The sequence below is a fragment of the Paraburkholderia caffeinilytica genome (assembly GCF_003368325.1).
GTDB classification, from domain to species: domain Bacteria; phylum Pseudomonadota; class Gammaproteobacteria; order Burkholderiales; family Burkholderiaceae; genus Paraburkholderia; species Paraburkholderia caffeinilytica.
Genome location: NZ_CP031467.1, coordinates 954356 through 967564, shown reverse-complemented (window position 1 = coordinate 967564; position 13209 = coordinate 954356). Strand labels below are relative to the sequence as shown.

Annotated in this window: 13 protein-coding genes; 5 read left to right on the top strand and 8 right to left on the bottom strand. The window is 56.5% G+C overall.

The window, feature by feature from the left end:
• Nucleotides 1-938: 938 nt before the first annotated feature.
• The 3 genes from DSC91_RS20240 to DSC91_RS20230 all read right to left on the bottom strand — a co-directional run bounded on the left by DSC91_RS20240 (nucleotide 939) and on the right by DSC91_RS20230 (nucleotide 3076).
• On the bottom strand, nucleotides 939-1436 hold the full coding sequence (locus DSC91_RS20240) for a hypothetical protein (protein ID WP_115780578.1): 498 nt from the start codon (nucleotides 1434-1436) through the stop codon (nucleotides 939-941).
• 152 nt (nucleotides 1437-1588) lie between these two features.
• Nucleotides 1589-2467 carry an RES domain-containing protein gene (locus DSC91_RS20235; RefSeq protein WP_115780577.1) on the bottom strand — a complete coding sequence of 293 codons (879 nt, stop codon included), beginning with the start codon at nucleotides 2465-2467 and terminating at the stop codon, nucleotides 1589-1591.
• Nucleotides 2468-2473: 6 nt separating this feature from the next.
• Nucleotides 2474-3076 (bottom strand): hypothetical protein, encoded by a 603-nt coding sequence (locus DSC91_RS20230; RefSeq protein ID WP_115780576.1) that lies wholly within the window; start codon nucleotides 3074-3076, stop codon nucleotides 2474-2476.
• 340 nt (nucleotides 3077-3416) lie between these two features.
• Here DSC91_RS20230 and DSC91_RS20225 point away from each other — a divergent pair, with 340 nt between their 5' ends.
• From DSC91_RS20225 to DSC91_RS37560, 5 genes are all read left to right on the top strand, one after another.
• Nucleotides 3417-4244 carry a hypothetical protein gene (locus tag DSC91_RS20225; protein ID WP_115780575.1) on the top strand — a complete coding sequence of 276 codons (828 nt, stop codon included), beginning with the start codon at nucleotides 3417-3419 and terminating at the stop codon, nucleotides 4242-4244.
• Nucleotides 4245-4497: 253 nt separating this feature from the next.
• A complete protein-coding gene (locus DSC91_RS20220) occupies nucleotides 4498-5373 on the top strand; it encodes a hypothetical protein (protein ID WP_162831444.1) in 876 nt (291 codons plus the stop codon).
• Nucleotides 5374-5640: 267 nt separating this feature from the next.
• A complete protein-coding gene (locus DSC91_RS20215) occupies nucleotides 5641-6225 on the top strand; it encodes a hypothetical protein (protein WP_115780573.1) in 585 nt (194 codons plus the stop codon).
• Between the two features lie 232 nt (nucleotides 6226-6457).
• Nucleotides 6458-7552, top strand: coding sequence for a 3-isopropylmalate dehydrogenase (leuB, locus tag DSC91_RS20210; protein WP_115780572.1), 1095 nt, complete (start codon nucleotides 6458-6460; stop codon nucleotides 7550-7552).
• Nucleotides 7553-8155: 603 nt separating this feature from the next.
• A complete protein-coding gene (locus DSC91_RS37560; protein ID WP_162831443.1) occupies nucleotides 8156-8758 on the top strand; it encodes a hypothetical protein in 603 nt (200 codons plus the stop codon).
• Nucleotides 8759-9133: 375 nt separating this feature from the next.
• Here the strand turns inward: DSC91_RS37560 and DSC91_RS20205 are convergent, their stop codons facing one another.
• The 5 genes from DSC91_RS20205 to DSC91_RS38265 all read right to left on the bottom strand — a co-directional run bounded on the left by DSC91_RS20205 (nucleotide 9134) and on the right by DSC91_RS38265 (nucleotide 13137).
• On the bottom strand, nucleotides 9134-9589 hold the full coding sequence (locus DSC91_RS20205; RefSeq protein ID WP_115780571.1) for a phage terminase small subunit P27 family: 456 nt from the start codon (nucleotides 9587-9589) through the stop codon (nucleotides 9134-9136).
• Between the two features lie 313 nt (nucleotides 9590-9902).
• Nucleotides 9903-10604: a hypothetical protein gene (locus DSC91_RS20200; RefSeq protein WP_115780570.1), complete on the bottom strand. Its 702-nt coding sequence runs from the start codon at nucleotides 10602-10604 to the stop codon at nucleotides 9903-9905.
• 265 nt (nucleotides 10605-10869) lie between these two features.
• Nucleotides 10870-11274, bottom strand: coding sequence for a single stranded DNA-binding domain-containing protein (locus DSC91_RS20195; RefSeq protein WP_115780569.1), 405 nt, complete (start codon nucleotides 11272-11274; stop codon nucleotides 10870-10872).
• Between the two features lie 158 nt (nucleotides 11275-11432).
• Entirely contained in the window at nucleotides 11433-12548 is a 1116-nt protein-coding gene (locus DSC91_RS20190) for a helicase RepA family protein (protein ID WP_115780568.1), read from the bottom strand.
• Entirely contained in the window at nucleotides 12538-13137 is a 600-nt protein-coding gene (locus tag DSC91_RS38265; RefSeq protein WP_425272046.1) for a DUF7146 domain-containing protein, read from the bottom strand. Before DSC91_RS38265 ends, DSC91_RS20190 begins: the two co-directional genes overlap by 11 nt.
• Nucleotides 13138-13209 lie beyond the last annotated feature (72 nt).

Sequence of the window (13209 nt, the reverse complement as noted above, 5' to 3'; positions counted from 1 at the left end):
GCGTGCCCATTCTGAAGTGGCCGCATGGATGTATCGTCTGGTGCTATCACCAGCGGTAGTCAAGGCAACTGCGTCGCTTGGCGCCCGTTAGCATGAGACCAATGAGAACCCCGAAAGGATGGTCTGTGCACGCCGCGCCATATGGGTCAATCCGCCCGGAATATGCATCCTTCGTCGCGAGCCCACAGCGTGGGGCCGACGTCTCCTCGACCTACCCGATGCGCCACGCGCGCAGCGTAGCCGGTCGCCGCCGTCGCAAACTACATCGCAGCCGGAGCGGCGTTTTGGTTCGCAAGCGTGGCCAGTGAGTTCTACATCATGCCGGGCGGCGGGATCGGGTCGATTGGCGTGTTCTCCACTCATCAGCGTGGGCCGCTACAAGACGGAACGCAGTCCCGTTGCGCCGCTTTCGCCCACCGCGCGACAGCACACCTACAGGCGCGCGTCAACGACGACTATGACCGTTTCGCGGGCGCCGTGTCGCGTAATCGGGGCGTCGATGTCGTGAGGGTGCGCAACGGCATGGGTCAAGGTCGCATCCTCGGGGCTTAGGTCGCAACAGACGAAATAATGGTGGGCGGCGTTGCGACGCTAGATGAAGTCGTCAGCAAACTCGCGCAGCGCATCGTCCCCGTACGTCCGAAACTGTTCTCCATTGGTCCGCTTTTCCGCCCGAACGCCGAGGTTCAATTCTAAGCGACGGTGAGGGTCCGCGACGACGCGCAACCCTTTGGGTCGAGTGCCGCCTTCGGAGTTTTACCCGTGCACCACATACCTTTATAAATCAATGCCTTGCGCAATTTGCAAACTGCAAAATCAAGGCTGCACGAGTTCGATAAGGATCAATCTGGTTCGTTCTAGCGCAATTTAGCTGCACCCCAACAGACGCAACATGCCAGTAGAAGTATGTTGCGCGTCACTCAGATACTTCGAGAATCTCAGCTCGGGCGCGCAGCAAGGTGTTCACGCATTAGCTCAATGTCTCGACCGTCGCGCTCTGCCAGCCTAGGGTCTTCGGTCGTCGCCTGAGATATCTCTTTCATGTTGATGAGGTCCGGGATAGACGCCACCGGCACGAACATTCTGTAGACCAACAGTCGCAACTTACGGGCGTCGACCGTCGCAAAGTCGAGATCACCAAGTGACGTTAGCACGTCGATAACATGTTGATCGTGCTGATTCCTGATCTGGACCATCCTGCCGGGTACTGTGAGATCAGACGGCCTATGCCCAATGGGAAATTTGGTCCGTGCCGTCAACACGGGGTTAAGACGCCGCGCGTTTGCGATGTTATTTGATACCCAAATATCGAGATCGAAGCTTGTGCGGCCAAGGCGATGGGCTTGCATCGCCTTACCGCCAATCACCAAATACTCTACCCGCGCAGCGTTAAGCGCTCTGAGAAAGTCCTGCTGGTAAGTCAGAAGAGTGAGCATTGGCGTCGTGGTTGCAAGACCCTGTAACTATAGGTCAATCCGCGTTAATCTAAACGCAACTTAATTAGCCCTTCGTCATCTAGTAGGATGGCTTGTTGTCACGCACGGCACTGGCGAAGCTGTTGCAGCGTCTTTGCATTGTCAAGGCCAAATCATATGTCGGGCGCTGACAGCGCGAGATTTGGATTCACGTATCCGTCTGCCCACAAACCGCGCGCCGTTCGATTAGTCATCTCGGCATGCCCAAACAACCAATCTATTTTCCCATCCGAGAGTACCTTTCCTCTATTTACTTCGTTTAGCTGATAATGATCGACATCATGAGTCAGAACATACACGGAACACTCAACAATCATATAATTTTTATCAAAGACTTCCGGTGTCATTGCCAAATTATATGTCGTCGTATTGGATGAAATCGCTGATCTGACGCTCGGATATGCTACGCCCGAATAAGGAGATGCGCTGTAGTTAGCTATAGGTTTTCGCAGTAACATATCGCCAAGTGCGATCGTGCAGTTGTAGTCGTCGAACTCGACTCTTTGCCTTGTAATTTGTCCCTTCAGGAAATCGCGCACAAGAGCGTCAGCCTTGCATTGAGCCGTAAACTCGGGTGGCGACTTGAGCCCCAAGGGAAAGAAAAACATACTTGAGTCGCTTCGCCTTTGAATTTTTGAGATCGTGAACGTCGCGTGGAGCGAAACAGCCATCTCTATAATCGTACCCAGCTCGCACAGTGCCGCGTAGAGGACGCTTTGACGCACGTCATTAAGGCGGCCCTTTGCCCTAACATATTCTGGCCTCGGGTAAGAAAGCTCCTCCACAGTTGAAAACAAGCGGCCGCCTTCATTATGTCGCCCCCTGTAAATAACGCCATTTTCGACGTGCATCGCATGCAAACTTGTACCGTTAAAGAGGTCGCTAATAAGTGGCATGAATTTCGACGGTTCGGCCCGTTGATTGGAAAGCCGCTCAAGCGCTCCAATCAGCCTCTTGTTCTGGAGGTAACGCAGAGTCGGATTATTGTTCATTGTGAGTTATTGGGCTCGTACAATACATGACGCATCAACGAAATTATCCTTCTCGAAATCATGAATTTCTACGCGGACAAGATAGGTTGCATTTTTGCGAACAACGAAACTGCGCACCTCATCGTATTCGATTCCCGGCTCCATATAATATCCGTCGGCGTATTCAGACGTAATGTTTTTATTCTCTGCTACGGTATCTAGTTTCGCTTCATTGACCGCCACAGCCAGCTTACTTGCGGGTGGCGTCAAACCTTCTGAAATCGACTTTACCGAGATGTCGATGTCGCCGTTTGCTTTCCCTCGCAGTATGACCGGAACTTTACCGATATTTTTCGGTTTCGCATGCACAACCAAAAGTTCGAAGTCTTGGCTGTATGGCAGCAAATCGGCTGAAACCGTGATGTTCGGGTTTAATGTGTGCGTGTCTTCTGCCGCAAAGTTGTTGTACGCCCAAAATCCGGCCACCGGCAAGGCAATCAACGACGCGCACGTCAATGCGAGGTCAGCCCATGCCTTTACTGTTGCTAGTTGAAATCCCATCCCCGCACCCCGGCTGAAAATGAATTCGCGCAAGCAGCATTGCCAAAAGTTGGCAACGGCGACGCTCATTATAGGAACAACGCCTGCTCCCCTTACCCTCGATCTCAAAAACGTTGCAGCCCGTTTGTACCCGAAGGAGAGTGGGAGGAATGCGTAATCGGTGTCCAGGCATGAATGCGCCTCTGTGTGCATCAAAATGCAACGTTTTTGTGTCCCGATATCAGCTCCCGAACCCAAACTAGGCGGCCGAGCCTTGCCAAGAGCTGCTTGCATCAAACATTATGAGTTAAGTGACGCGCGCAGGCGGGGAGGCGACTGCAAAAAAAGCAAAGCTAGTTTTGAGCGATGGTGGCCGGATACCCTTCGCACCAACGACAATCCTGCCTATCGGACAGGGGATAACTAATTCATGGAAAAAACCAGAACTATCGTGGGCAACCTGCTCGGCGCCGCAGCAGTTGCTACAGGTCTGTGGATCGCGATTGCTGACCACGTTGCTGCCGCAACAGCCTGTCTGTCGGCAGGCATCCTGATCTTGCTGCTCGCGAATATCAACCACTTCGAGTTCATCAAGGGATTCGGTTTTGAGGCCAAGACAAAAAAACTGGACGAAAAAATCGAGGAGGCCGACCGGCTTCTATCGAAGCTGCGGCTGGCGAGCCAGTTGTTCGCCGACATCTCGGTTCAGCTGATGTCCCGAGCAGGCCGATGGGCTGGGCCGATTCCCAAACCTGAAACACAGGACCTCGTCACACGGATTCAAGGACTCTTGGAATCCCTCGACGTAAAGAGCGGCGACATCGACAAAAGCCTCGATCCCTTTCACCGGATCACGCTTCGCGATCTTGCGACATCCTGCTTTAACGCATTCTTCGCCGAACTAGACAGGCGTATTGCGCTAGTCAACGATGCAATGGGGCGCCGGGCGGCGGACGAACAAGCGCGGACGGGTGTGCCCATCGCATCCGACGATGAACAACATCGCGCACTTCAGGATGAGTGGGAAGTTATACGGCAGTTCGCGCAGAAAACGCGGCAAGAGTTTGAAAATGCTGACCCCTTCACATTGGGCACTCTGCTCGAAAATTCCGTTGCTAACGCCCCCGGTTGGAAAGACACGGACCGGCGAGCATTCCTTGCAGCGGTGAAGCCAATACATGATGAGTGGAAGTTCTATGCGAAGCACCGACGAATCAACGATGTCGGCGCGTGGCTGGCTCGCCAGTACGGTCACTAGCCTTTGGCGCCATGCCGGTCCAGTAACAGTGACCATTTTGGCCGACCGGTCGCGAGCGGTGCGCGTATTTGATGATTAGCGGTATCGACGCGGTCGCTATTGGCTTGCGGGACAATGGATTCGCCTTCCGACGATCGAAAATCGCACAGAGCATCACAACAGAGAGAGACAAAGGATGCAGCCTCACTACGTTTCAACCAGCGTCAGGTTCAAATGCCCAGCATGCAACAAACAGGTCGATACAGAAGTCGAAGTGCCCGAAGTCGACTACAACTACGATCGCCTCTCCGATTCTCTCTCAGAAGACGACATAGATATCGAGTGTCCACATTGCGGTGCCTCATTTGGCGCGCATGTCCAGAACAGTCCATCGCACTGCGCAGTCGAACTGTCGGAGCACCCTGACGTGGAGGTTTCCGCCGACGACGCGCCCTTCACAGCTCCGGACCCGGCTGACGAAGATCAATGGCTAAACGAATATCCGCCAGACGAACCGTTTGAGGTCTTCAAAGATTCATATTATCGGCTCGGCGATATCGTTGCCGAGTATGGGACGGGTGGGCGCGGTTCACTTCCACATTCCGACGACGTTATCAATCGAATGGTCTTCGCGAGTACTATCGGCGCGATGGAGGCATTCTTGGGGGACCTTTTAGTCAATTCGGTGCTTTCCGATGAGACGATTCTGAAGCGACTGCTGAAAGGCGATAAAGAACTGAAGGAAATGGCCATCTCCCTCAACGAGATTCTTGCAAATCCGAACGTGGTCGTCGATAAAACCCGGCAATACCTCGCTGGGCTGCTGTATCACAATCTCGCAAAAATCGGTGTGCTGTACAAGCTTGCCCTAGGCGTCGATATCCTTCCCGACCAAGCGCAGAAAGACCGTTTGTTTAAAGCAGTCCTCACACGCCACGACATTGTCCACCGTAACGGGAAAGACAACTCAGGTAACGTGATTGATCTGCCAACCGCCCTCGTTGTTTCGACACTGGACGACGTGCTCAACTTCGTTGAAAACGTTGACAACGCAGTCAAGCATGTCATTGAGGGCGCCAAAGCAGCACAAAAAGCCGCCGCGCCCGGCGGGAACAAGAGCGATGATATGCGGCAGCATCGGACCAGCTAAAGGGCAAATGAAAACGCCAAGCGACCCCGACGCGATGTCGGGGCATCCGCTCACCACTAATTTGCTTCTATGCGAACGGGAAGAATCACCTCGTATCACACGCGGTGTCCATCGCGACCGGCTCAGTTCGGCCACAACCGGACGGTCGACGTCAATGCTTGGATCGGTGACAATCGGTCGTTCCGCATAGCAAAGAAAACGGGCGTGTGGTGACTGAAAATTACCCAGAAAACCCATATAACTCGGACGATAGCCAAGGGAAACATCGTGGCGATACTTAGATCTCACTCATATGTCCACTGGAACTACTTCCTCGCACTTGAAGAGGATTTGGATCGCCTTTCTCGATATGTGGACTTCGCAGGAGGCAATGACGCGACCTATTCGATTGAGATTGCGCGCCTGTTTCTCGGCGCGAGTTCAGAGGTCGATGTGGTGCTCAAGCAGCTCTGCCGGAAGCACAATTCAGAATCAACCGCAGCAACCATTAACGCCTACTTCGGGGCAGTCTCCGAGGCGTGTCCGAATTTCATTGGATTTGAAGTTCAAATTCCCCGATATGGCCTGACTCTTCACCCTTGGAGCGATTGGGGGGAAGGGAGGCCGCCGATTTGGTGGCAAGACCATAACAAGGTCAAACACCACCGCGATGAACACTTTTCAAAAGCGAACCTAAAGAACTGCCTCAACTCGGTTGCCGCGCTCTTTGTCGCAGTGTTGCACCTCTACGAAGAGCTAGGACGCAACGGCGAGCTTCTCCAACTGCCGCGGCTACTCAACGTCGGCGACCAGCATTTTAGGGGAACCATGATGGGGCGCTACGGAAACAGCTTTAGATACGAAATACGGTGACGGCCAACAGGTCAATCGACACGGATGACTGGCAGCAATGAGCCGGTTACGTTTCGGCGTCAGGCGGTAGTCGGCCACAACCGGTCGTTCGGGGACCCCCGCAGATCACGTCTGCCGGGTTGAAGCGATTCGGACAGCGTGGCATGACCTGTACCGGGATAAATGGTCATCTTTTTCCGTGGGGGCCTGTCGATTACTCTGAAATCCCTCAATCGACAGAAACCTAACTCGCATGAATCCCAGAATTGCTGTTTTACCCGGTGACGGTATCGGTCCTGAAATCACGGCGCAGGCCGTCAAGGTACTCAACGCGCTCGGTTGTCCCTTCGAGCTGGAAGAAGCGCCGGTGGGCGGAACTGGCTACGCTATCTACGGCCATCCCTTGCCCGAGCGTACGCTGCGGCTGGCAAAATCAGCCGATGCGATTCTCCTCGGTGCCGTCGGCGACTGGCAATACGACAGGCTCGAACGGTCGCTGCGACCGGAACAGGCCATCCTCGGCCTGCGCAAGCACCTGGCGTTGTTCGCCAACCTGCGCCCGGCGATGCTGTATCCGGAACTGTCAGCCGCGTCGACGCTCAAGCCGGAAGTCGTTGCCGGCCTCGACATCCTGATCATCCGCGATCTGACCGGTGATGTGTATTTCGGCGAGCCGCGCGGCACGCGTTTCGCGCCCGACGGACCGTTCCAGGGTCACGACGAAGGGTTTGACACCATGCGCTACAGCGCGCCGGAAATCGTTCGCGTGGCCCATGTCGCCTTTCGCGCCGCGCAAAAGCGCAGCAAGCGTCTGTGCAGCGTCGACAAGGCCAATGTGCTGGAGACCTCGCAATTCTGGCGCGACACGATGATCAAGGTGGCCAGCGAATATCCCGACGTCGAGCTCTCGCATATGTACATCGACAACGCCGCCATGCAACTGGTGCGCGCGCCGAAGACGTTCGACGTGATCGTCACTGGCAACCTGTTCGGCGATATCCTGTCGGACGAAGCGGCGATGCTGACCGGGTCGATTGGCATGTTGCCCTCAGCATCCCTCGACGCGAACGGCAAGGGCTTGTATGAGCCCTCGCACGGTTCGGCGCCAGACATTGCTGGCAAGGACATCGCGAATCCTCTCGCGACCATCCTGTCTGCGGCAATGATGCTTCGCCATTCGCTGAACCTGCCTGATGAGGCTGAGCGCATCGAGACGGCGGTCAGGCGGGTGCTCGCGCAAGGGCTGCGCACGGCCGACATATGGGAAGCCGGCACGCGCAAGGTCGGAACCAACGAGATGGGCAACGCGGTCGCGGCCGCCCTCATGACGCGTGAGGCAGTTTCGTAAAGGCTGCTGTGTCGGCCGTGAGGTGTTCGGCTCAATCATGCCGCAGCCGGTTTGACGAGTGCAGGATGAATGTCCGTAATTGAGAAACCTCGACGTCTCTTGTGGGTCGACAAGGGAAATTCGCGGCGAGGCCGAGCTGGTGACTGGCGGGCGCTGGCCGAATTTCCGGGTTCGGCCATAAACGGTCGATGGAAGTCACCGGACAGATTGTTGACGATGAAGACCTACGCTCTTCTGTAACTCTAGTATGCGTATCGAATTAACCGATAGTCCTGACGAGCGCGATGAAACGTGTGTGATTTCTCAAATTCGTAAAAGCGCGCTCGGATTTTGGTGCTCGGTGCGATTAATGCCCATCCCGCATATACGTAAACGATTTGAATGCGTTGTAGCCATTCAATAGGCATATTTACTTCACGCTAAAACCCTTGGCGTGGCCTGGCGCGCTAATTCTCTTGACAGTCGCAGCCACCCTCACTTATGTTGCAGCTCATATCGTATGATCAATCGCGTTTACCAAGCTAATTGTGAGAGATAGACACATTCCGCTGTGTCAGGCTCAAGGTGCTACGAAAACAAGCATGGCGTCACCGGAGGATGAAAATGTTCAATAAAGTTTTTCAGAATCGAATGACAATTCTCTGTCGAATTAGCCTTGCAGCCATTGGCTTATGTTGCCTGTTAATGGGCGTCTCTCCGGCATGGGCCGAGCAATGGCATCAGTTCGACGTAATCAACAATTCATCGCGCGGGATAAATATCGTCGGTACGGTAGGTCGGTGCGTAACAGAAATTGATGCTCCGGAGTTCATCAACGCTGGCAGCCGTGCCACCATCAAATGGCACGACACGAACGACTGGGGTAGTTGGAATTGCACAAACCGCGACAAATTCGCAGGGTTCTCGTTCCGATTCGACGATGACCCCAATTTATGGACTGGCTGGTTAGGTGTGACGCATCGCGAGTTGTCTGGCAGCGATTGGTATAATGGGCAATTCTACGCCTATACCCTGTCTAGTGACGGATGGAGCTTCACCTATGCTGATGGAGTCCCGCCACCGTCTTGGATCCAGCCCCTGTGTTCCCACGGCAACGACTGTTCAGGACCATTCTCAGAAATGGAAGTAGACAATAAGAATTCATACAACTGGCAGCGCTCTTATCGAACAGAGGACGGCTGGGCTTTTCAGATTAACAATCCTTAATTGGCGCACTTTTATGCTGTCGGCCCGGCCGACATTGCCATTACTTTGATCGCGGGAGGAAGTCGTCTATACCGTTTTCCTTTTTCAGCAGAGTGCTCCGCATTGCCGCTTACTCAGATATCGGTAATTGTCACCTCGTCCTTGATCGTGACTGTGATGAATGCCATCAACGCGGCGCACAAATTCAATTAGGATAGCGTGGCATGATTTGCCATCCAAAACCGGTTAGGATCTTGAGAGCGTAGCGAATGTTCGCTTCCAAGATGTGCGAAGGTCTTTTGTGGGTCGGCCTAGGCCGGTCGCGCCAGGCATTTGCGGCCTAAAAGCACCTCTGGGCGGCGTATAAGCACTGCCAGTGCGACGGTGCTGTCATAGTTACGTCTTTTTCACAAACTGTGCATAGGGACTCGTATCGTCCGGCTTCGTTGCCGTCACCCGCGACCGGCTCGAGGGCGTCATGCCGAACTCCACCAACATGCGGCTCAACTGATCGTATGCCGTGTTCGCAATTGTCACGAACGGGGACTTGACGGGATAACCCGCAGCGCCCACCGCCACCGGACCAAGCTTGACGATTTGCTCGTTCGCATATTGCCAGCGCGCGAATGCCTCGCAATACAAACCGAGTGCGGTCGCGTCGAGCGCCGTCAACAAACCGGCTGCGTACAACGGGTCGGCGATAGTCGGCCAGTGCTTGCGTGCGGCCGGCGACAGCCAGTCAGGGATAGCAACTTCAAGACCTGGACGCGGCTCGGCGTCCGGAAGCGGGCGCTTGCCGGGATTACCCCGCACCAGCTTCAACGCAGTCGGAACGGGTTTTCGGCCACGCATTTTCGACGTACTCCTTGATCCACGCGGCACCCTGCATCACAAGACAGGCCACCGGTTCACGCTCTGTGCGCTTCAATTAAAAACCGTAATTTCGCGGCCGTAAAAAAATGCGCATCGCCACGGTCACAAGCGGTTCGATACTAGGGATTGACAGCCCCCTAGGGGGCCGTGAAGCACCGTACGAGGCACCGCCACGCCGCCCGTCGATGCCGGTTAATGCCTCGCTTAGCTGTGCGCGCCGACCGCTCCAATCGCCGCGATTGCGGCGACTGGCACGACGGCGAACCGCTGCCGTCGCGCACCGCCAAAGTGCTTACTGAACGTAGCCCCTGACTTCGGCCACGATGTCAGAAGCGGGCTTGTCGTGGCGAAGGTCCCACAGCTTGCGCGGAATGAACGCGAATGCGGGCTCCATCGCGGCAGCCACAATTTCCGCACAGCGCGTCACCATCGCTTCGCTAGGCATCAGGCCATCGCGTGCCAGTTCGCGGATTGCCCCTTGCGCTTCGGCAAGCTGCGCGCGGGCCGCGCCGATAGCGTCGATGTTTGACGTTACGGCCTTTACCTGCACCCCGGTCCAACTGCGGTTCGCCGTTTCATCAGTGCGAACGGCGTTTCGCAGCAGGCCATCGGCGAAACTCAGGTCGTCCAGCGCGTCCGCGAGTTCGGGCGGCGCGCTACGCTCCAGTTTTGTCAGGATTGCCTGACGCGCGCCCTCATCCGTCAACGCCGCGATGACAGCACGCGCAGTTGCCTCTTTGTCGCGGCGTTCGGCTTCGCGATATTGCGTCGCAGCCTTTTCGAGAGCGGCGTGCTCGTGAGCGGCATCTTTTGCGAGAGCGGCCAGTTCGCGCTCGCGGTTCGGCAACGCCTTCAATTCAGCAGCAAGCGCGGCGCGGCGCTTGTCGGCTTCCGCACGTTGGCGGGCTTTGAGTTCGTCCACGAGACCCGTGTCGTTTACGAGCAATTCAAGTGCTGCCAGGCGTTCGGGCAGCGGGTTGTTCTGCTGTTTCATGGTTCAGTCCTTTTCAAATTGATGATGGTTACTGCGGGCTCAACACGACAAAACCTTGCCGGACTTCGACGCGAAAGCGGGCATAGCTTGCGGCCCCGTCGCGGTGGTCCTTCAGAATCAAGGCGACATACTCCCGCCTGCGCTCGTCCCAATGAAATTTCGCAAGCAGGGATTTGGGTATTGTTACGGTTGTCACTTTAGGAGTCCTCCATTGAATAAATAAACCACCGCTTCCTCATGTCTACGCTGATTTCGGGCCGCCCTCCTACAGTTGGTCGTTCATCTCGGAATAGTCGCCGCCGTACTTCGCCTGCCTCGCGCCGCTCATGGCTGCCTCGCCCTGCTCGGTCAACTGTGCAGCCTGCCGCTTATGCTTCACTTGGTACGCCGACAGCACACCGTGCGCAACCATATCGAGCGCCGGCTTTGCGTCACCGTTCTTATCGACCCACGCCTTCGGCGTGAACGCGCCGACCAGCGCCACGGGGTCGCCGTCATCGAGCGCCAGCAATGCGGCTTTCGCACCGTCATCGAACGCAATGACGTTCACGAACAGCGATTCGCCGCCGCTTGCGGCGCGCACCTTCGCGGTCACGAACCGCTTGCCGCTCCCGCCGACGCGCTCGGTCGGCTTACCGTACACCTTGCCGCCAATCAGGCCATCAATCATTTCGCACCTCGCTTCAACAAGAATTTCCATCGCTCAACAGTCAACCGGTACGCCAGGTACGCGAGGTACACCCCTAAAGGGTGGTGTACCTAAACGTACCTTTTGGGGCCAGGTACTCGACGCGTACACGTACCTAAACGTACCTTCGCGTACCTGCTTCACGTGGCGACCTCCGTGATGCACACCATGCCAGCGGTTTCATGAATGGCCGATGCAGCAACAAGCGTTTTGATGGCGCGATAGATCGGCCCCTTGTCGTACCGGCCCGCGAAGTGCGCGACCACGACGCTTTTTTTGATGCCGACCTTGTGGGACGCCAGAAATTCGATGACTGCACCCTGAATCTCGCCCGTGCCTTTGCCTTTGCTGCTCTTCGGTTTGTCGGGTGCATTGGTGGGCACGACAACGCAGGTCGTCGCTGGCGCTCCCCACTTCGTCACGCCAAGTTCCACCACGTCGAGCCTGAAGCCGATACGCTCGCCTTTCGTACCGAGGTCGCGCACTTTCGTGATTTCGGCGCAGCGGCCAGTAGGCAGGTCTGTCACCTCGATTTCGGAATCGACTGCACCGCGTACTCCCGACCAGCCACGCGAACCGGCGGCGGCATTCTTGCCGCTGTGGTGGACGAGCATGAAATGCGCGTCGCACTCGGTGCGGATTCGGTCGATGCGCGCAATGACAAGGCCCATATCCTGGCCGGCGTTCTCGTTCGCACCAGCGCTCAGGCGTGCGAGCGTGTCGCCGATAATCAGACGCACCTTCTGGCCGCGTTGCGCTTCGAGCTGGCGCACCGTCTTGATGATGGCCTCGGTGTCGCGGTCGCCATCGAACAGGTTGACCGGGTTCTGCACGATGGCGAAGTTGGGCACGCGAACGCCGTGATGCTTCTGGTATGCCTGCAAGCGGCTACGCACAGATGCAGGCGATTCAGCAGCCAGATAGACCACCATCCCCGGTTCCGTCCGTCTGCCCATCCAGTCAACGCCACGCGCCACGGCGGCGGCTATGTCGATTACAAGGAACGTCTTGCCGCTGTTGGTGTCCCCGTAGAGCACGCTGCTATCACCGGTCGTGAGGATGCCCTGCACCAACTCATCGGGCGGCGTGAAGGCTTCCGGCAATTCATCCGCAAAGGCGATTTTGAGAGGCAATTCATCATTCCCCGAAATCGCCTCACGCTCAGAATGCTTCAGGATGCGTTTGCCGTTCGCAACGACAAAGCGCACCGCATCCGCGCCGCCCTCAGCCGCCACATCGTTCAAATCACGCCCCATGGCCTACCTCCACAAGCGTAACTTCTCGATCAGCGAGCGCCCACTGCTCCGCGCACGTATACGCAGCCTTGCTACCGGCCGGGTCGTTATCCGCGCCGATCATCAGCGTTTCAATGCCGGGAAAGTGCGGGAACGCCGCGAGGTTACCCGCGTCAATGAGTGCCCAAACCGGCGTGAAGCCGTGCGCGAGAGACAGAGCCGTCTCAATGCCTTCGGCAATGCCAAGCCCGGTTGTTACCGCGTCGTCCGGCCACAAACGGATCACGCCGCCTTGCTTGCGGTGCCCATCACCCAGAAGCAAACGCGGATATTCGAGATCGGCCTTGCGACCATCATCCCGAATCCACGTACGATGCAAGCTAATCGGCTTAGCGGTCATAGCGTCTGTGACGAGCGCGACCATGGCCGGACCTTCATAGCCACACGGATGACGCAGGGACGGGTGCCAGCGAAGGTCCGCGTCACGCGGCGGAACACGGCAGCGGCGGGCTTCAAGATACGCGACGCCGACACCACCGAGCGGCTTGCTTGCCGCCCACAATTGGCGCGCATAGCCGGCCAATCTCTCGCGCTTCGCAGCCGAAGGCATGCACTTGATGCACGGCTGCGCCGACATAACAACGCACGCGCTCTGTTTGGGGCGATAGTTCTCAACGAGGTC